Source organism: Vibrio sp. VPAP30 (genome assembly GCF_001188205.1).
In the GTDB taxonomy this organism is placed as follows: Bacteria; Pseudomonadota; Gammaproteobacteria; order Enterobacterales; family Vibrionaceae; genus Vibrio; species Vibrio bivalvicida.
The window spans coordinates 122,884-142,081 of the sequence record NZ_LBLS01000022.1; the positions used below are offsets into that span (position 1 = coordinate 122,884).

Annotated in this window: 22 protein-coding genes and 1 pseudogene; 10 read left to right on the forward strand and 13 right to left on the reverse strand. The window is 44.7% G+C overall.

The features are described 5' to 3' along the window. Positions 1-15 precede the first annotated feature (15 nt). Complete coding sequence (gene amt, locus ZX61_RS09650) at positions 16-2,205, reverse strand: ammonium transporter (protein WP_049844429.1); 2,190 nt, start codon at positions 2,203-2,205, stop codon at positions 16-18. 222 nt (positions 2,206-2,427) lie between these two features. Continuing rightward, the gene (locus ZX61_RS09655) at positions 2,428-2,628 is read right to left on the reverse strand and encodes a DUF1107 family protein (protein WP_049844430.1); all 201 of its coding nucleotides are present in this window, start codon (positions 2,626-2,628) and stop codon (positions 2,428-2,430) included. A 207-nt stretch (positions 2,629-2,835) separates the two neighbouring features. Between ZX61_RS09655 and ZX61_RS09660 the strand changes: the two genes are divergently transcribed. The 7 genes from ZX61_RS09660 to ZX61_RS09690 all read left to right on the forward strand — a co-directional run bounded on the left by ZX61_RS09660 (position 2,836) and on the right by ZX61_RS09690 (position 8,185). Then, complete coding sequence (locus ZX61_RS09660) at positions 2,836-3,387, forward strand: YtfJ family protein (RefSeq protein WP_049844431.1); 552 nt, start codon at positions 2,836-2,838, stop codon at positions 3,385-3,387. 78 nt (positions 3,388-3,465) lie between these two features. After that, positions 3,466-3,756 (forward strand): DUF2607 family protein, encoded by a 291-nt coding sequence (locus tag ZX61_RS09665; RefSeq protein ID WP_049844432.1) that lies wholly within the window; start codon positions 3,466-3,468, stop codon positions 3,754-3,756. 80 nt (positions 3,757-3,836) lie between these two features. Further along, entirely contained in the window at positions 3,837-4,466 is a 630-nt protein-coding gene (gene zrgA, locus ZX61_RS09670; RefSeq protein ID WP_049844450.1) for a zinc uptake protein ZrgA, read from the forward strand. A gap of 57 nt (positions 4,467-4,523) precedes the next feature. Next, a complete protein-coding gene (locus ZX61_RS09675) occupies positions 4,524-5,231 on the forward strand; it encodes an ABC transporter ATP-binding protein (protein ID WP_049844433.1) in 708 nt (235 codons plus the stop codon). Next, positions 5,228-6,487 carry an ABC transporter permease gene (locus ZX61_RS09680; protein WP_049844434.1) on the forward strand — a complete coding sequence of 420 codons (1,260 nt, stop codon included), beginning with the start codon at positions 5,228-5,230 and terminating at the stop codon, positions 6,485-6,487. The genes ZX61_RS09675 and ZX61_RS09680 overlap by 4 nt, the downstream gene beginning before the upstream one ends. A 33-nt stretch (positions 6,488-6,520) precedes the next feature. After that, on the forward strand, positions 6,521-6,988 hold the full coding sequence (locus ZX61_RS09685; protein ID WP_443083318.1) for a DUF3299 domain-containing protein: 468 nt from the start codon (positions 6,521-6,523) through the stop codon (positions 6,986-6,988). A 300-nt stretch (positions 6,989-7,288) separates the two neighbouring features. Next, positions 7,289-8,185: a TIGR03899 family protein gene (locus ZX61_RS09690; protein ID WP_049844436.1), complete on the forward strand. Its 897-nt coding sequence runs from the start codon at positions 7,289-7,291 to the stop codon at positions 8,183-8,185. A gap of 336 nt (positions 8,186-8,521) precedes the next feature. Here ZX61_RS09690 and pgi read toward each other — a convergent pair whose 3' ends face one another. Beyond that, positions 8,522-10,174 carry a glucose-6-phosphate isomerase gene (pgi, locus tag ZX61_RS09695; protein ID WP_049844437.1) on the reverse strand — a complete coding sequence of 551 codons (1,653 nt, stop codon included), beginning with the start codon at positions 10,172-10,174 and terminating at the stop codon, positions 8,522-8,524. Between the two features lie 297 nt (positions 10,175-10,471). Here pgi and ZX61_RS09700 point away from each other — a divergent pair, with 297 nt between their 5' ends. Further along, a complete protein-coding gene (locus tag ZX61_RS09700) occupies positions 10,472-10,897 on the forward strand; it encodes a secondary thiamine-phosphate synthase enzyme YjbQ (protein ID WP_049844438.1) in 426 nt (141 codons plus the stop codon). A 42-nt stretch (positions 10,898-10,939) separates the two neighbouring features. Here ZX61_RS09700 and ZX61_RS09705 read toward each other — a convergent pair whose 3' ends face one another. From ZX61_RS09705 to ZX61_RS09715, 3 genes are read right to left on the reverse strand one after another with little or no spacing between them, the layout of a single operon-like run. Continuing rightward, entirely contained in the window at positions 10,940-12,115 is a 1,176-nt protein-coding gene (locus tag ZX61_RS09705) for a BamA/TamA family outer membrane protein (RefSeq protein WP_049844439.1), read from the reverse strand. A gap of 2 nt (positions 12,116-12,117) precedes the next feature. Next, positions 12,118-13,203, reverse strand: coding sequence for an alanine racemase (gene alr / locus ZX61_RS09710; RefSeq protein ID WP_200904232.1), 1,086 nt, complete (start codon positions 13,201-13,203; stop codon positions 12,118-12,120). Positions 13,204-13,206: 3 nt separating this feature from the next. Further along, the gene (locus ZX61_RS09715) at positions 13,207-14,619 is read right to left on the reverse strand and encodes a replicative DNA helicase (protein ID WP_049844440.1); all 1,413 of its coding nucleotides are present in this window, start codon (positions 14,617-14,619) and stop codon (positions 13,207-13,209) included. A gap of 173 nt (positions 14,620-14,792) precedes the next feature. Here ZX61_RS09715 and ZX61_RS09720 point away from each other — a divergent pair, with 173 nt between their 5' ends. Beyond that, positions 14,793-15,557: a DUF481 domain-containing protein gene (locus tag ZX61_RS09720; RefSeq protein ID WP_200904233.1), complete on the forward strand. Its 765-nt coding sequence runs from the start codon at positions 14,793-14,795 to the stop codon at positions 15,555-15,557. 112 nt (positions 15,558-15,669) lie between these two features. Here the strand turns inward: ZX61_RS09720 and rplI are convergent, their stop codons facing one another. From rplI to rpsF, 4 genes are read right to left on the reverse strand one after another with little or no spacing between them, the layout of a single operon-like run. Continuing rightward, the gene (gene rplI / locus ZX61_RS09725; RefSeq protein ID WP_049844442.1) at positions 15,670-16,122 is read right to left on the reverse strand and encodes a 50S ribosomal protein L9; all 453 of its coding nucleotides are present in this window, start codon (positions 16,120-16,122) and stop codon (positions 15,670-15,672) included. A 30-nt stretch (positions 16,123-16,152) separates the two neighbouring features. Continuing rightward, positions 16,153-16,380, reverse strand: coding sequence for a 30S ribosomal protein S18 (rpsR, locus tag ZX61_RS09730; protein WP_000090472.1), 228 nt, complete (start codon positions 16,378-16,380; stop codon positions 16,153-16,155). A gap of 16 nt (positions 16,381-16,396) precedes the next feature. Next, positions 16,397-16,699, reverse strand: a complete 303-nt coding sequence (gene priB, locus ZX61_RS09735) for a primosomal replication protein N (RefSeq protein WP_049844443.1) — start codon at positions 16,697-16,699, stop codon at positions 16,397-16,399. 8 nt (positions 16,700-16,707) lie between these two features. Further along, positions 16,708-17,088 (reverse strand): 30S ribosomal protein S6, encoded by a 381-nt coding sequence (rpsF, locus tag ZX61_RS09740; RefSeq protein WP_004747103.1) that lies wholly within the window; start codon positions 17,086-17,088, stop codon positions 16,708-16,710. A gap of 437 nt (positions 17,089-17,525) precedes the next feature. On the opposite strand from rpsF, the gene ZX61_RS09745 reads away from it, so the two are divergent. Next, a complete protein-coding gene (locus ZX61_RS09745) occupies positions 17,526-17,885 on the forward strand; it encodes a diacylglycerol kinase (RefSeq protein ID WP_049844444.1) in 360 nt (119 codons plus the stop codon). Between the two features lie 56 nt (positions 17,886-17,941). On the opposite strand, the gene bfr is transcribed toward ZX61_RS09745, so the two are convergent. The 3 genes and pseudogenes from bfr to tuf all read right to left on the reverse strand — a co-directional run. Next, positions 17,942-18,424 carry a bacterioferritin gene (gene bfr / locus ZX61_RS09750; RefSeq protein ID WP_049844445.1) on the reverse strand — a complete coding sequence of 161 codons (483 nt, stop codon included), beginning with the start codon at positions 18,422-18,424 and terminating at the stop codon, positions 17,942-17,944. Between the two features lie 74 nt (positions 18,425-18,498). Then, a complete protein-coding gene (locus ZX61_RS09755; protein ID WP_049844446.1) occupies positions 18,499-18,687 on the reverse strand; it encodes a (2Fe-2S)-binding protein in 189 nt (62 codons plus the stop codon). 308 nt (positions 18,688-18,995) lie between these two features. Further along, positions 18,996-19,198: pseudogene (gene tuf, locus ZX61_RS09760) on the reverse strand (elongation factor Tu); the annotation flags it as partial.

Here is a 19,198-nt window from a genome sequence, read left to right on the forward strand (position 1 = left end):
GTATCCTCTCCTTCATTATTCATCAAGGGGCATTGGCAGACGCAAAGATACTTTGGTTCCTTTTGCCTGTTTACTTAGTAAGGTTAATGAACCACCGTGATTGGTCGCGATTCCATAGCAGATTGATAAACCTAGCCCTGCGTGCCCTTGTGAGCCAAGTGTGGTAAAAAATGGGTCGAACACTTTAGATTGGTTCTCCTGCTGAATACCAACACCACTATCAATGATCGCCACTACAACATTATTAGCTTCGTTACTTGTCGTCACCTTGATCGCTCCGCGTTCTTCCCCTATCGCCTGTATAGAGTTAGAAAGTAAGTTGACGCACAGCTGTTCTATTTGATGAGGACTGCAAGAAACCATCGGTAACTCAGCTTCATAAGACTCCAATAATTTACAGCTAAGTGGCAAGGTTGAGGCAATTCTTTCTACCGCTGATGAAACCAAAACGTTAATATCTTTAAGCTCAAACTTTTCATCTCCGAACTCAGAAAACGTGCGTACATTGGAAAGAATCTTCTCTATTTTGCTCGCGCCATCTGATGTTGCGTTAATCAGCTCTTCACTGTCTTCTAGCACAAACTCCAGATCTTCCTCTTCACAAATTTTGTCAATGCGCTGCAGCACCTCATTGGCGACCACTGGGTGCTGAGAAACCATTGCAGCAAACGCTTTATACTCGGTCACTAACAGTTTAAAGAACTTATTGTAATCTTTAAGTGTTTTGATATTGCTCAGTACATAGCCGATAGGTTCGTTGATCTCTCTCACTAAACCTGAACTTATCTGACCTAGACTTGAGAGCTTTTCACTTTTTTGCACCCGCGACTCCATCGACTTCAGTCTTTGATTGGTTTGCAATAGCGCACTATGCTTTTGAGTCGCTTTAACTAATGCCGTCTCAAAACGAGACAGGACTCGATTATATTGACGGGCAATCATGCCTATTTCTGAAGTAGGGTCATAGTTTACTCGCTGGCTAAAGTCCCCGCTCTCTTCTTGGTTTTGCATCACGGTGACCAAATCATAGAGATCACTACTCGCTTCATGGGATGAGATATTAAGTCCGACGATTTCCTCTTCATGGCCAACGCGAAGAGGGATCACTTTGTTTATCAATAAAAAGACAAGGTAACAGCAGGGAAAAACAAAAACAGCAATGACAGTCACACCAAAGATTTGTCCCCATAGCAGTTCCATTCTATTGCTCATCATCAAGGTATCTGTGATTACTTGCTGAGGGACAAACAAGGCTACGGCTATTGTGCCCCATACTCCACTCGCTAAGTGAACAGGCACTGCGTCCACTACGTCATCGATCTTTTTATTCACTAACAACCTACCTACCGACAGTGAAATCAAAGCACCTAGTGAGCCAATGATCACCGATGATAGGCCATCAACAAAGTTACAGCTCGCTGTGATTGAGACAAGTCCAGAAAGGATTCCATTGTAGAAGTTGGGAATATGGACTCTGTTGGTTTTATGTAAGGAGTACATTGCTGATGTAAGACCACCCGCTGCACCCGCAAGAATGGTATTGAGGACAATGTTAAACACGTTACTGTCGAAATGCAGAGAGCTCCCCGCATTAAAACCTAGCCAGCCTATCCATAGAAAAACCACCCCTGCGACACTCTGTACTAAGCTGCTGTGATTAAAATTATGACCTTTGACAAACCGATTCAGCCTAGGCCCAATAATCATGATCGCAGCCAAAGCGGCCCAGCCACCAACCGAATGGACCACTGTTGAGCCTGCAAAATCGACAAAACCACGTCGTGCTAACCAGCCATTATCCGACCACACCCAATGCCCAACGATTGGATACATGGCGACAGCTACAAATACAGACAATGCGATATAGCCTTTTAAGCTGCCTCTCTCTGCAATTGCCCCTGAAATGATCGTCACCGATGTCGCACAAAATACCATTTGAAAGACAAAGAAAGCTCCCTCATCTAAACCATCAAAATGACCAAGTAAAAAATGGCTAGTACCTAGATACCCCCCCATTGACTCGCCAAACATGACACCGTAGCCAACTAACCAATAAAGGATCAGTACAACCGCTAAATCGATAAGGTTTTTGGCTGCCACATTTGCTGTGTTTTTTTTACGTACCGTACCTGCCTCTAGAAACAGAAAACCAACCTGCATCAAGAGCACAAGTAGCGTACATAACAAAATAAAAAGAGGATCCATAGCCACTAGTCACGTTTGATTGTCGTTTATTATTAATAAGCACAGAATTGCCTATTAACAATATAGTCGTAAATTCAACCTGTTGGCGTGAAAGTTTTACTCATTGAAGCAAAGAAACGGCAAGTAAGCGGAAGGGTTGGCAATGGCATAGCGGCTATAAACGACAAAAGCCGCCAACGAGGCGACTTTTCAATAATTCGTAATTTGGAAGAGAACCAATATTTAGACTGGCAACAAAGCAATAGCTTGATTGATCTCTTTATACGTTGTCAGCTTTTGCGAGTCTTTCACATCAGGTAGCAACACCTTGCCGTTGTCAAAGGTAAACTTGCCTACCCCAGAGATAACAAACTGTCCTTTAAACAAAGTTTTAACAAAACGAGCAACTTGACGAGGGCGATAAATAGTAAATTCACGCAGCATAACGACTCCAATATCCTTGTGTGATGCAATTCGAACTGATTGCTTAGTCCTACTCCTTAGAACTTGTAGGTATTATATCGGATGCGTATTTAATGTATAGCATTTTGTTAACAGTGTGACATCAGACCAGTGCTCTAAAAGAGATTTTTCCACGAGCAATAAATTTGGGTATATACTTTTTGCGCACTTTCAAAAGGAAATAACATAATGAAAAATAAAACCCTTCTTACTCTCGCAATCGCATGCTCTCCCGCTATCGCCTTGGCGCACAACATCTCTGTAGGACAGTCGATTCCCGAAGTCAGCGTCAAAAGCTATGGCGAAATTGTCTTAAGCGGAGACGATACGGCTTTTCAGGCTTGGTCTAGCCAAGATATGCAAGGTAAGGTTCGTGTCATTCAAGCGATTGCTGGGCGCAGCAGTTCAAAAGAACTCAATGCCCCGTTAATGGCGGCAATTACCGCGGCTAAATTCCCAGAACAAAGCTACCAGACGACCTCAATTATCAACCAAGATGACGCGATTTGGGGAACAGGGTCGTTTGTAAAATCATCGGCACAAGACAGCAAGAAAGAGTTCCCTTGGTCTTCTATGGTACTTGATGAAGAGGGAGCCGTTGCCAACACTTGGGCATTGGCAGAAGAGTCATCGGCCATTATCGTCCAAGACAAACAAGGTAAGGTATTGTTTGTCAAAGAAGGCGCTCTCAACGAAGGTGAAATTCAACAAGTACTTACACTAGTAAAAGAAAACCTCTAAACGCATCGGGTTTAGTTTCCCCTTTGAAGTGGAGTTGTTATAGTATAACAACTCCACTTTTTGTATTGTGTTTTCATCGTGCTTCAATGTCGCCTAACTACCTATCGCATCAATGCGCTTGCTCTATCTGCAATCGCTCTTGTGCTATGGCTCAATTTTGCGTTTATTGATCATCAGTACGAACTTTCTTCAACCCACCATCAAGATCACCACTGCCAACTGTTTGCGAGTGGTTTACATGGTGTCAGCAATCACACACCAACTGTAGCACCGCCCACAATTGGTGATCAGTTCGAAGTATCTAGCGAATACGGCTTCAACGAGGTCGTTACGTTTGCATACCTAGCACGCTCACCGCCACTATCCTGATTCTATTTATTTACAAAGATATACTGTCTCCAAACCAAATGGAGACCTTTGCATTACTCAATGAAAAATCAGGACTTAAAATGAAAAACGTTACTCCAATCGCTCTAGGAATCACACTTGCTGTTAGTGGATTAGCACATGCTGAAGAAGGCTACCGCCAACATGGAGCACATGTTCACGGCCAAGTTGAAATCAACATTGCTCAAGACGGCAAAGAGCTACTTATGGAGATCACGGCTCCGGGTGCGGACGTTGTCGGTTTTGAACACGCGCCAAAAACAGATGAGCAAAAACATCAGCTAGAGGACGCTGTCGCAAAGCTTGAACAAGCTTCGAATATCTTCACTTTAGCTAAAGCAGCAGGTTGTAAAATCGAACATCAATCAGTGAGTCATACTCTAGGTAGTGACAATCACGATGATCATAAGGGTCATGGCGACCACGACCATCATGATGACCATGACGAACATCATAACCACGATGATCATAAAGGTCATGACCATCATGACGACCACGATAAACATAGTGGTCATGGTGAATTCACGGTTGAATATCACTTCGACTGTAACGACATTAGTGCATTAAATGGTATTGAAACTCAATGGTTCTCACACTTTCCAAATACTGAGTCTCTGAAAATCAACGTGTTAACTGACACTAAGCAAGCCGCGCTTGAGCTTAGTAAAGGTGACTCTGAGATTTCTCTTTAATGTAAAAAGCGGCTTGGTCATGCTAAGCCGCTTCTCTGTTACGATTGGATACGAACAATGGATAATAAATGCCATCAATCTGTGGTTGAGCTCAATCAGGTGACTTTTACTTGGCCTGGTAATGACAATCCCACACTAGAGATACCTTCCCTCACCATTCAACGTGGCGAACACCTATTTATTAAAGGACCAAGTGGTTGTGGAAAATCGACACTACTGGGGCTCCTTACAGGCATCAATACTGCAACCTCTGGACAAGTGACTGTGCTGGGAGAAAACCTCTCGGAGATGTCAGGCAGTCAACGTGATAAGTTTCGAGCCAACCATATCGGCTACATCTTTCAACAATTTAACTTATTGCCTTATCTGAGCGTGATTGAAAATGTTACCTTACCTTGTCAGTTTTCCTCGTTACGTCGCCAACAAATAAATGGAGAGTTAGTTTCCAATGCCAAGCAACTATTGGACAAACTACGTCTTCCCTCAGGGTTACTTGATAAACCCGTTGTCGAGCTAAGTATTGGCCAGCAGCAACGGGTAGCGGCAGCTCGCGCACTGATTGGTAAGCCGAAAGTTATTATCGCGGATGAACCAACTTCATCGCTTGATTTTGACAACCGCACGGCGTTTATCGAATTGCTGCTCGACCAAGTTAACCAAGCCGGTTCAACCTTATTATTTGTTAGTCACGATCCAACATTAGAACCACTATTTGATCGCACAATCAACCTGCAACAAGTCAACCAAGCAGGAGGTGACCTATGACACCAACCCTTACCTTAGCTTGGAAAAGCGTTCGTAACCGCAGAGTGACCGCGATTCTAACCATCCTAACCGTAGCTGTTTCTGTTATTTTGTTACTTGGTGTCGAGCGGATTCGAACTCAGGCAAAAGACAGTTTTGCCAACACTATTTCAGGTACCGACTTAATTGTTGGCGGACGCTCAGGCCAAGTGAACTTATTACTTTATTCCGTATTTCGCATCGGCAACGCGACCAACAACATTGACTGGAAAAGCTATCAGGAATTTAGCCAGCATCGCGCCGTAGACTGGGCAATTCCAATTTCACTCGGCGATTCCCATCAAGGCTTTCGCGTTATGGGCACCAATCATAGCTACTTTGAGCATTACCGCTACGGACAAAAACAAAACCTATCTTTTAGCCAAGGGCATGAGTTCAACGGTTTGTTTGATGCGGTCATCGGCGCCGAGGTTGCGCGCTCTCTAAATTACACTATTGGCAGTGAAATGGTCATTGCTCATGGTATTAGTGATGTGGGCTTTAGCCGTCATGAAAATACCCCATTTCGAGTAGTCGGCATCCTAGCTCCTACAGGGACTCCCGTCGATAAAACTGTCCACGTCTCGTTAGAGGCGATTGAAGCCATTCATGTTGGTTGGGAGTCTGGCGCTAACTTAGGTAACAATCCAACGGCAGAGCAACTTGCAGCGATGAACTTCCAACCCAAGCAGATCACTGCGATGCTACTCGGTTTAAAATCCAAAATACAAACCTTTGCTTTGCAACGACAAATCAACACTTACCCGCAGGAACCTCTCAGTGCCATTCTGCCCGGCGTCGCGCTGCACGAACTATGGGGCATGATGTCTGTTGCCGAACAGGCTTTATTGGCGGTTTCAGTCTTCGTGGTTATCGCGGGATTACTCGGGATGCTTTCCAGCTTGTTAACTAGCCTGCAAGAACGTCGCCGCGAAATGGCAATTCTTCGTGCGATGGGGGCAAGGCCAAGACACGTTTTCAGTTTGCTGATTTTGGAAGCAAGTGTATTGACCTTTATCGGATTACTCGTCGGCACTGTTGGTCTATATCTCGTACTCTCGGTCGCTGCACCTCTCATTCAACAGAGCTATGGAATTAATCTGCAGATGAGCGCTTTATCTCACTATGAATGGATGCTGTTGGCTGCAGTACAAGTGGCAGGTACTATTATCGGCTTCATCCCTGCATTTAGAGCTTATCGACAGTCGCTAAGCGATGGTATGACAATTAGAGTTTAAGTTATGAAAAAATTAGGCATGTTGCTACTGGCTATGATGGTATTTGGTCTATCGAGCTACAGCGTAAACGCAGAAGATACGCTCACCCTAGAATGGATCGATCTGATCCCAGAAAGTGAACGTAATCAGTTCGACTCATATGGTATGCCGGCGATAGACCATTCAGGCACGAGCATGGAACAATCGATGGTCGGTAGTGTGAGGCAAGAGCTGAACGGCAGTAAGGTCAAGATCCCTGGGTTTGTAATACCGTTAGAAGGCGACGCCAATATGGTCACAGAATTCCTGCTTGTGCCCTATTTTGGTGCCTGTATCCACGTACCACCACCACCACCGAATCAGATTATCTACGTCAAATTCCCTAAAGGGGCGCCCGTGCAAGAGCTTTGGGATGTTGTCTATGTGATTGGGACACTGAAAACAGAAACTGTCAGTCATGAATTGGCACAAACAGGCTACGTCCTACAAGGCACAGAAATCGCCGAGTATGATGACTACTAATTGTTAACAAAATAAGCAGCCTGTTAATTGCCTTGATTAGGACAAATAGCTAGAAAGATAGCCTAGTACAGCTAGGTAAACTAGTAGCAATAGAGCAATTGACAGGTGCTTTTTCAGTTTATTCTCATTGAAATACTTCATAAGCCCCTCAAAATTAACGATAACAATTTTAACAACTTGTTATCATTTATGATAGCGATATTTTTATAAACTGGCTCACAGTCTTTTTCTGGCAGGCTTATGCGTTCCGAGGTAAAGTTAATAATTAAACGTTAAGCATATGATGGCTAAGGAAATAGCATGTCTGAGACGAGCAAACCGGTAGTTATTGAACACCAATCGGAACAAACTGGTCGACACGAAAAAAAGTCGAGCTACATCAAAGATAGCGCTAGCCGCGTGCTTAACATTGCCCAAACCTATGGGTTAGATGCACTGCTGCAAACCGATAAGCCTGAGAAAAGTGCGCTTGAGCGAGCTTTAGTCCGCGAGCGAAAACGCAAAGAACGACGACAAAAGAATCTTGAACAAATTCTGAAGCTTGCCCATATTTCTTGCAAAGATGAAACCGCTGGCGACCCCGACCAAGATTGGCTGTATCGCTTCTTCGATATGGCGCAAGAAGTTCATAACCATTCCATGCAGCGTTTGTGGGCTCAGGTTCTAAAACGCGAAGTGACCAATCCCGGCTCAACCTCGATGAAAGCACTGAAAGTGCTGCAAGATATGACACCAAAAGAAGCGCAAATCTTGCAACGCTCAGCCTCTTTAGCCTGTAGTTTTGGTGGCGATAACAGCCGCAAGTTACTGGTCGGTTATCGTGCACAAGGAGGGATATTTAGTTTCGGCAAGCGTAATGTCACAGGCAACATCAACGTCGGCAACTTCCAACTACCCTACTCTAGTTTGTTGGTGTTATTTGAATTAGGGCTAATGCATGGCACAGAACTAGAGTCAGGAGAGATAGAACTCGATTCTCCATTACCACTAACTTATCAAGGTAAGAAGCTATCACTCCAAGCCCACGCGAAAGGTGTGCGATTGCTTTATTACCGCTTCAGCCCAACTGGTAACGAGCTGTGTAAACTACTCGGCAATAAACCCAACATGCAATATTACGATCAAATGGTCGCACTGCTGAGCCAAAAGTTTACCGCCAGCACAGACGCTCAGCCAAGTGTGGATACGACGGTTTAGGGAAAACGGGAAACGGGAAACGGGAAACGGGAAACGGGAAACGGGAAACGGGAAACGGGATGATTATCTCTGCCTAGGAACATTTTCTGTCAACATTCCATGCACCAAAACCTACTCACGTTACTACTAGAATACACCTCTCGAAGGGCGCAGCCCGTTCTCGCTTTCCAAAAAAAAGCGCCAACCCTAAGGTTGGCGTCATAAGATTTGGATAGCCTAAATAATTGGAGTGGCAGCTAGGCGACAAGTAAGTTCAGCCCAATGAGCATAGGGGCTCTATTCGATTTGGGTGAACTTACACAGTCAACAACGCTGCCGCTTCAAGTATGACGGCTATTAGGCTTTGAACGCTTTAAATGCGTTAATCAGACCATTAGTCGAGCTATCGTGCGAGCTGATTGCAGACTCATCCGCAAGCTCAGGCAGAATTTGGTTTGCTAGTTGTTTACCTAGCTCCACACCCCACTGGTCAAAGCTGAAGATGTTCCAAATAACACCCTGCACAAAGATTTTGTGTTCGTACATTGCAATTAGGTTGCCTAATGTACGCGGTGTGATTTGCTTAACTAGAATTGAGTTCGTTGGGCGGTTACCTTCAAACACTTTAAATGGAGCTAGCGTCGCCGCTTCTTCTTCGCTCTTACCTGCTTTGGCAAACTCAGCTTTTACTGTCGCTTCATCTTTACCAAACGCAAGAGCTTCTGTTTGAGCAAAGAAGTTAGACATTAGCTTCTGGTGGTGATCGCCTGCTGGGTTGTGGCTTAGAGCAGGCGCAATGAAGTCGCATGGGATCAGCTTAGTGCCTTGGTGAATTAGTTGGTAGAACGCGTGCTGACCGTTAGTACCTGGTTCACCCCAGATGATTGGCCCAGTTTGGTATGTCACGGGGTTGCCATCACGGTCAACATACTTACCATTTGATTCCATATTACCTTGCTGGAAGTAAGCGGCAAAACGGTGCATGTACTGATCGTACGGTAGAATCGATTCAGATTCAGCGCCGTGGAAGTTGTTATACCACAAGCCAACTAGCGCAAGAATCACTGGAATATTGCTCTCTAGCTCGGTTGATGCGAAGTGGTTATCCATTTCATGGGCACCGTCCAGCAGCTCAATAAAGTTGTCGTAACCAACGGCTAGTGCAATAGATAGGCCGATTGCAGACCATAGCGAGTAACGACCGCCAACCCAGTCCCAGAACTCAAACATGTTTTCTGTATCGATACCAAATTCAGACACTGCTGGAGCATTAGTTGAAAGTGCAGCAAAATGCTTAGCTACGTGCGCTTCATCACCTGCAGACTCAAGGAACCAGTCACGAGCACTGTGTGCATTGGTCATGGTTTCTTGCGTAGTAAACGTCTTAGAAGCAACTAAAAATAGCGTTGTTTCTGGGTTTACTTTCTTCAGAGTCTCTACGATGTGGGTGCCATCAACGTTAGAAACGAAGTACAGATTTAGATGGTTTGAGTATGGCGCTAGCGCTTCAGTCACCATGTAAGGTCCTAGGTCCGAACCACCGATACCGATGTTGACTACGTCAGTAATCGCTTTACCTGTGTAGCCTTTCCACTCACCGCCGATAACACGCTCAGTGAATGATTTCATTTTTTCTAGCACTGCATTTACCGCAGGCATTACGTCTTCGCCACCCACCATAACTGGTTTGTTGCTACGATTACGAAGTGCTGTGTGAAGGACTGCTCGACCTTCTGTTTGGTTGATCGCTTCACCACTGAACATCGCTTCGATTGCCGCTTTAAGCTCAGTCTCGTTTGCTAACGCGAACAAGTGCTTCATTGTCTCTTCGTTGATTAGGTTTTTCGAGTAATCAACAAGAATGTCGTTGCCGAAACGCGTAGAGAATTTGTCAAAACGTGCTGCATCTTGAGCGAATAGATCTTTTAGATCCATATCTTGTGCAGATTCGAAGTGCGCGGTTAGCGCGTTCCAAGCTTGTGTTTGCGTTGGATTGATATTTTTCAACATGGTTACTATCCCGATGTTACAGTAGGTTTTATTCCATACAGCCTAGCGAAAACTGGTGGAATCCCCGATTAAGCAAATTAATTATATTAGGTATGTTAGGGCAAAATGCCACAAAACAAGACTTTGTAATTTTTTTTCAAGCGGACATTATGACGTAGGGAACTCTCACTCACATTGAGTTAGGTCACGTTCCCTGCTTCAAAATTAAACAAGCGTCCTATGAGCGATTAGGATTGTATCACTAACCTCGAGTAAGCTTAATGGTAGCTTAAGTTCAAATTGTAAGCAGGTACCGATATGTGGACCCAGAAAACCTTTCAAATCAGCGCTAAGAGCCGTGGATTTCACCTTATTTCCGATGAAATTGAACAACAATTACCACAAGTCTTAGATTATTCTGTCGGTTTATTACAGCTATTTATTCAGCATACATCGGCAAGCTTAACTATCAATGAAAACGCTGACCCAACTGTAAGACATGATATGGAAAAGCACTTCAATCAGTTCGTTCCAGAGCGAGCGCCATATTATAAGCACACTTATGAAGGGGATGATGATATGCCCGCCCATATCAAGGCATCGACGTTAGGTGCTAGTGTGATGATTCCGATTAGTCAGGGCCGACTCGCTCTAGGGACATGGCAAGGTATTTACTTGGGAGAGCATCGCCATTCCGGCGGCAGTCGCACGATCGTGGCAACCATCCAGGGTGAACTTTTTTAGTGAAACGTAAAACGGAGCCAATAGCTCCGTTTATTGTAGGCTTTAAAATGGCTGATTAATCATCACTCGAAATGTCCCCTCATCTGCTCCTTGAGCAAACTCGGCACGTACCACGATCCCTTCAACTTGAAAACGTACCGCAGCACCTAAGTTCCATTTCATGTCAGTATGCAATGTCTTGAGATCATATTGGTCTGCAACTCGACCCGTTTCAGCAAAAAAGACCCATTGCCACCATGGTAAGTCGTAGTAATTGATCAATGGAATGTCATCAAGAGGTTGCCAATCTGGAATAACTCGATACTCAGCAGAGTAATGCACCGCGCTTCGTCCATGGAATCGCCCACTGGAGTAGCCTCGTAAACGATACAAACCACCTAGGCTAACTTGCTCTTGTTCTGGTGGTTTTTCGTTGTTCCAGTTGGGAGTATCGGCAGTGTAAAAATCAAACGCTAGCACTTGTTGATCAAACAGCTCACCCAGAGGCCCGAGTGCAAAATACTGACTATTTTGAAACTCAACCTTGGTCCAAAGCTCTTCATTTTGCCAGCTTTCTGCGCCAACTGTAGTAGTAAGAGCCGTGTGTGAACCTCTGGTTGGGTTACGCACACTATCACGATTGTCCCAATCTAGAACCAATTCAAACCCTGTCGATTTCTCAGTGCTGTTGTTGATGTCCAATCGGCGGGAAGAATAGAATGGCGTAAGACTGATTGAACTCACACCAGACTCGAACGGGGAGGAAAAGCTCACATCGCGTATTGCCAGGAAGGCACCAAGCAAACCATTTTGTGCAACATTACCCCAAGGCAATAAGTACTTAAACTCTACTTCATAGTTTTGCTCTAAGCCGTTAGTAATCGTCTTATCACTCGCCACTGAGTCGTTGTTGCCCTGATCACCGATATAATAGGGGTTTTCGTTAAACTGCGCTTTGTAGAGCTGAGAACTCACTAACAGCTGATCAGTCAGTGCGTAGTTAAAAGCGGAAAGGAAAGTCACATAGCTTTGCTTGTCAGTGTAAAGCGCTGCACCAAACAACGCCGCTTGTGGTTGACCAACCCCTTTCATAACGCCAGCGACACCAAGCGTATTACCTAACGTTTCAGTACTAAAGTAAAAGGGTAAGAAAACCGAATCCTTCTCTTCACTTAACGCGAGATTAGAGACCAAAAGGCTGGCGCTTAAGGCCAGCCCTACAATGACTTTTTTAAACATGGCTAGTTAGAATATTCCATGTCGACACGTGATGTCAGCTTGGTGACTAACTCATAGGCAATAGTGCCAATATGGTAAGCAACTTCTTCTGCGGGAAGCGCTTTGCCCCATAAGATGGCTTCATCACCGACTTTATCTTCGGCGTTGGCACCTAAGTCAACCGTCAGCATATCCATAGAGACTCGACCTGCAATTGGCACTTTACGACCATTAACCAAGACCGGTGTTCCGTTGGGTGCCGTTCTTGGGTAGCCATCGCCATAACCAATTGCGATCACACCAACCTTAGTGTCACGCTGACTAGTCCAGATTCCACCGTAGCCAACACTTTCACCGGCTTTAACATCACGTACCGCAATTAAGTGAGATTTAAGCGTCATAACAGGTTGATAACCCATTTGTTCGGCATTTCTATCATTAAACGGCGACACTCCGTACATAATGATGCCAGGACGAACCCAATCTAACTGACTATTAGGCCAAGCAAGTAACCCCGCAGAAGCGGCCAGTGAACGCTCTCCTTCACACCCTTCAGTTAAGGTCATAAAGAGTTCAGTCTGTTCATTGGTAGTGGTCTTGTCTAACTCATCAGCACAACCGAAATGGCTCATATAACGCAACGGTTTAGCTACATTGCGACACGCTTTAAGTCGAGCAACAAATTCAGGGTATTGCTCTGGGCGAACACCTAAGCGGTGCATCCCACTGTCGATTTTAAGCCAAACTACAACCGGAGTTTCAAGCTCTGCTTGTTCAAGCGCTAACAACTGCTCTTCACAGTGAACAACGGTTTGGATGTTATTTGTCACCAATACGGGTAAGTCGCCGGAAGAGTAAAAACCTTCTAACAATAAGATCGGCTTAACTACGCCACAAGCTCGTAACTGTAGCGCTTCTTCAATACGCGCAACACCAAATGCATCGGCACCTTGGGCATTTTTAGCGATATGGCGCAGCCCATGACCATAGCTGTTAGCCTTCACTACCGCCATCACTTTGCTGTTCGGAGCCTGCTGTTTAATCTGTGTTAGATTATGCTTTAACGCTTCTAGATTGATAAACGCCGTCGCTGCTTTCATATAGCTCATGCGTTATTCATCATCCATATCAAATGCAGGGCCAGCATAGTTATCAAAACGTGACCACTGGCCTTGGAATGTTAAGCGAACAGAACCGATAGGGCCGTTACGCTGCTTACCCAAAATGATTTCTGCCGTGCCTTTCATCGAGCTATCTGGGTTGTACACCTCGTCACGATAGATAAACATGATCAAGTCAGCATCCTGCTCGATTGCGCCCGATTCACGCAAATCTGAGTTGATTGGTCGTTTATCGGCACGTTGCTCTAGGGAACGGTTTAGCTGTGAAAGCGCCACGACTGGCACATTCAACTCTTTGGCTAACGCCTTTAATGAACGTGAAATCTCAGAGATCTCTAAGGTACGGTTGTCTTGTAAACCTGGTACGCGCATTAACTGCAGGTAGTCGACCATGATCATACTTAAACCACCAGAGTCACGAGCCACACGACGTGCACGAGAGCGTAATTCCGTTGGAGTTAGACCTGAGCTGTCATCAATGTACATGTTTTTCTTCTGCATCAGGATACCCATAGTAGAAGAAATACGCGCCCAATCCTCATCGTCAAGTTGACCAGTACGAATCTTGGTTTGATCGACGCGAGACAGTGAGGCCAACATACGCATCATCAACTGTTCGGCAGGCATCTCTAGCGAGAAGATCAACACTGGCTTTTCTTGGTCCATGGCGGCGTTTTCACACAGGTTCATTGCGAACGTAGTTTTACCCATCGATGGACGCGCCGCCACGATGATTAAGTCTGAGCCTTGGAGACCTGCGGTTTTCTTGTTGAGATCAGTAAAGCCCGTATTAACCCCTGTTACACCATCTTGTGGGGTCTTATACAAGAGCTCGATCCGTTCAAGGGTTTTTTCAAGAATGTTGTCAACGTTTTGTGGACCTTCACTCTCGTTTGTTCGCGATTCTGCAATCGCGAATACCTTACTTTCAGCAAGATCGAGCAAGTCTTCTGAACCACGACCTTGAGGGTCATAACCCGCATCTGCAATCTCATTGGCAACTCCAATTAGATCACGCACCAATGCGCGCTCGGCAACAATATCTGCATAAGCATTGATGTTAGCCGCACTTGGTGTGTTCTTGACCAGATCGGCAAGGTAAGCAAAACCACCGACATCCTCCAGTTGCTCGCGTAGCTCAAGAAACTCTGACAAAGTGATAAGGTCGAGCGGCTTATTGTCTTCAAGAATAAGCTTAACACCCTCGAAGATTAGGCGATGTGGGCGACTGTAGAAATCTTTAGCGACAACACGTTCTGCGACGGTATCCCAACGCTCGTTATCAAGAAGAAGACCGCCAATTACAGACTGTTCTGCCTCTAACGAATGGGGAGGAACTTTTATCGCATCAACTTGTGCATCGTTAAACTTTTTATATCGATTATCTACTTTCGCTTCGGCCATGGTTTTGCTCAACAACTTGCTATAGATCGCTAATTATAACGAGAATGAAGCTCTTGTCTGTAGTAATGCATTACTTTGTCGAGTTCTAATGTAGAATTAACCTCTTGTTGACGGGATTCGATCAATTTGAATCTACTATTGGCCCATTCGTTTCATCAATACAGAGGTAGTGAGTGTCTAAATTTTGGCTAATGAGTGCAGGTTTAATGAGCTCCATGCTCGTCTACGCCGAAGATGATGGACAAAACACCACGGATATTGACCTCCCCCCCCCTTGGAGTAGCGAGGTTGAGTTCGGCTACCAATCACACAGCGGAAACTCAGACTCACGCTCACTGAACTCACGCATCAACGCTGAGTATATAAAAGGCCGCCATCGTACCAATGGCGAGTGGAAATACTACCTTTTATATAAAGATGGCGAAGAGGATAAGCGTCAATCGACCTATACCGCGCAAAGCGACTACAAGTTAGGACCGAAATCCTATCTGTACGGTAGCTTTAAAGGTGTTGATTCCCGCTACAGCGCATACTTCAAAGATTACACCTTATCGGGTGGTCTAGGTTATCAGTTCGCCAATACGGAAACCTTTCTACTTGAATTCGAATTTGGCCCGGGCTTTCGTTACCAAGAACCTAACCTTGATGAAATTGATGACGATGAGATTATCTTTCCTGATATCGTTCAAGAAGGGATATTTCGCGGAAATTTGAATTCAAAATGGCAAGCTTTGGATAACTTGGCCATCACCGCAGCAATCACCGTAGTAGCAGGTCGAAGCAACACCCGTACAGATACCGATTTAGATGTGACCAACAACATCACAGAAACTATCGCACTTAAGCTAGCTTACTCTCGCCAATACCACGATAAAGTACCGGAAGGGCTCTATAAAGCAGACAGTATGTTTTCTGTTAACCTGTTGTTTGCCTTCTAATAAATCCGAGTTGCAATCGACGGATAACCGATGGATAGTGATTCACCGCCATTCTGCGGATATAAAAAAAGCACCTCGAGAGGTGCTTTTAAAATTACGTCTTGATACTGAATTACTCAGCAGCAACAACTTGTAGAGTAACTGTTGCGAAAACTTCAGAGTGAAGTTGAACGCTAATCTCGAACTCACCAATGTTACGTAGTGCGCCTTCTGGAAGACGAACTTCGCTCTTAACAACTTCAACGCCAGCTGCAGTGATTGCATCAGCGATGTCGCGAGTACCGATTGAACCGAACAGTTTACCTTCATCACCAGCTTTAGACGCAAGAACAACAGCTTCAAGAGCGTTGATCTTCTCTGCGCGTGCTTCTGCAGCAGCTAGTTGCTCAGCAGCTTTAGCTTCTAGTTCAGCACGGCGTGCTTCGAACATTTCAACGTTAGCTTTAGTCGCCATAACTGCTTTACCTTGAGGGATAAGGAAGTTACGAGCGTAGCCAGATTTAACGTTTACAGTTTCACCTAGAGCACCTAGTTTACCGATTTTATCAAGTAGAATAACTTGCATTGTTTAATTCCTCTTTATAAAACGAGCCGATTACTGATGCTTGTCAGTGTACGGAAGTAGTGCTAGGTAGCGTGAACGCTTGATAGCGCGAGCTAGCTGACGTTGGTACTTAGCGCTTGTACCAGTGATACGGCTAGGTACGATTTTACCAGCTTCAGTGATGTAGTTTTTAAGAGTTGCTACGTCTTTGTAATCAATCTCTTGTACGCCTTCTGCAGTGAAACGGCAGAATTTACGACGACGGAAGAAACGAGCCATGGGCTATCTCCTGATCTTAAATTTGAGTAATGTTGTCAGCATGAAGCACTAATTTTCCCACACCATTTCGGCCGGTCTGGTAAGTGACAAAACCACCTACCTTAATGCTACTGCCTTGTACTAAATTCTGAGTTAATGCTTGTGACCTTTGCCCGCTAACGACTACCGGCATACGACAATAGACTTGTCTCGGTAGGTCAGCCTCGATAACAGTAGAGCGATGCTCCAACCAAAATCGACAGTGTTCAATGCCACTTGGGCTTTTACTACGAATGGGCGGCTTGGCAATGGTGCCAGATAGCTCCATTCGATTGGTCATAAGACAAATTACTCAGCAGCTGCTTCTGGCTTAGCTTCAGCACGCTCTTCGCGACGAGGAGCACGCTCTTCTTTCTGCTTAAGCATGATAGATTGCTCAGTGATAGCCGCTTTAGTACGCATGATCATGTTACGTAGAACTGCATCGTTGAAACGGAAAGCAGTTTCTAGCTCATCGATTACAGCTTGGTCAGCTTCAACGTTCATTAGAACGTAGTGAGCTTTGTGAAGCTTGTTGATTGGGTATGCCAGTTGACGGCGGCCCCAGTCTTCTAGACGGTGGATAGTACCGCCAGCTTCAGTGATTGAACCAGTGTAACGCTCGATCATGCCAGCAACTTGCTCGCTTTGATCTGGGTGCACCATGAATACGATTTCGTAATGACGCATTGGTTGCTCCTTACGGATTATTCAGCTTCCACAAATGGCCCGGTCGTCCAGAGGAAGCAAGGAACTAAAGATAATTGACCGAGTTTTAAGGAGCACGAATAGTACAGAAAGAAAGCAGTTTAAGCAAGAGAAAAAGACGCAAGCTGATTTATCTTTCCAATCTAAAGGTCCTAGCCCACTCTTCTATGGCAATGTGGATAATGGCGACAAATTACATTTGGTACGACATCTTGATTGCTGATGAGAGAAATGAAGATACGCATGAACAGCGAAACACCTGCGAGACAAACAATGCATGTAAAAAGTGTCGAATGAAATGCACTCTCATGATAACTTCTTCCAACTATACTGGGTCTGATGGATATCGACACCATCGAGCACCAACCTGCGCTAGACATATTTGCAGCTTGTACCATTAAAGCGAGTGAGGAAGAACAATGAAACCCGGAACCACTGGAATCAAGCGTATTATTGATGCCACAGGTTACTCAATGAAGGGACTAGCCTCTGCGTGGCGCAATGAGGCCGCTTTTCGACAGGAATCTGTCTTGCTCGTTGTATTGACCTTCATTACCTTTTTCCTTCCCGTGACCAAACTTGAACAAGTGCTGATGATCGCGACTCTGTTTATCGTCATTTTGGTGGAATTGCTTAATTCTGCGATAGAAGCAGTTGTAGACCGCATCGGCTCTGAGTATCACGAGTTGAGTGGACGCGCAAAAGATATTGGTTCCGCCGCAGTGTTTGTCGCCTTATGCTTAGTTGCGATTACTTGGGGCTTGATATTATTCACCTAACCGCAATAAAAAATCCCTGACTGGCTCAGGGATTTTTTATACTTTCAGTAATCTAATCAGTCGTCATCCTCATCTACATACTGCGCTTGTAGATAATTTTGAATACCTGTCATCTCAATCAGGCCAAGTTGAGTTTCAAGCCAATCGACATGCTCTTCTTCATCTTCCAGGATATCTTGAAACAAGTCGCGAGAAACATAATCATGAATATCTTCTGCGTAAGCGATGGCATTTTTAAGATCTGGGATAGCGGCCATCTCTAGCTTTAAGTCGCACTCAAGCATCTCTTTGGCGTCTTCTCCGATCATTAACTTACCGAGGTCTTGCAAGTTAGGAAGCCCTTCAAGAAATAAGATACGCTCGACCAAGTGATCGGCATGCTTCATTTCATCAATAGATTCGTGGTATTCCTTCTCAGCTAAATGCTTAAGCCCCCAGTCTTTATACATACGAGCATGTAGGAAATATTGATTGATAGCGATAAGCTCGTTGCCGAGTACTTTATTGAGATGTTGGATTATAATTGGATCGCCTTTCATGACATAAGCCCTCCTCTTTGGCTCTTTTAAATCTAGTTCCAAATGAGAAGGTGTCAAAAAGGCTCAGCTTGGTGTTAGCTGGCTTGTTTCACTTGTAAGTACTCTGTTTCAGCTAAAATTTCTTTGGTCATCTTGATGCACTTTCCGCATTGACTACCAAGCGCAGTGCATTTTTTTATTCCTTTAATATCAGTAACGCCTTCATCAATGGCTAACTTCCTAATTTTCTTATCTGAAACTCCATGACAAAGACAGACAAACATAAAAACACTTCCACTAACTACAATTGCGATAGAATATAAACAAGAATCGTTATCGTTACTAGTTGTATTAAGGGAATAATCAGAACATTTTGTTATATCTATCTAGCGCGAGGTGGAGAGTTTCAAGGGCTTAAACAGCAGAGAAATAAGCGTGAAAAAATGAAGGAGGATTTTCAGTGAGTTACAGAGATAAAAACGAACTAATCCTTATAACCAAAAACGAAAAAGGGAAGCCGAAGCTTCCCTTTCTCTAATGCGCGTTCTTCATAAAAGAAGAAGTGTGCAAGATTTCAATTAATTCCGAAGAATTAGTCGAAGATCTTAGCAACAACACCAGCACCAACTGTACGGCCACCTTCGCGGATTGCGAAACGTAGACCTTCGTCCATCGCGATTGGAGCGATTAGTTCAACAGTCATCTTGATGTTATCACCTGGCATTACCATTTCTACGCCTTCTGGTAGCTCGATGTTACCAGTTACGTCAGTTGTACGGAAGTAGAACTGTGGAC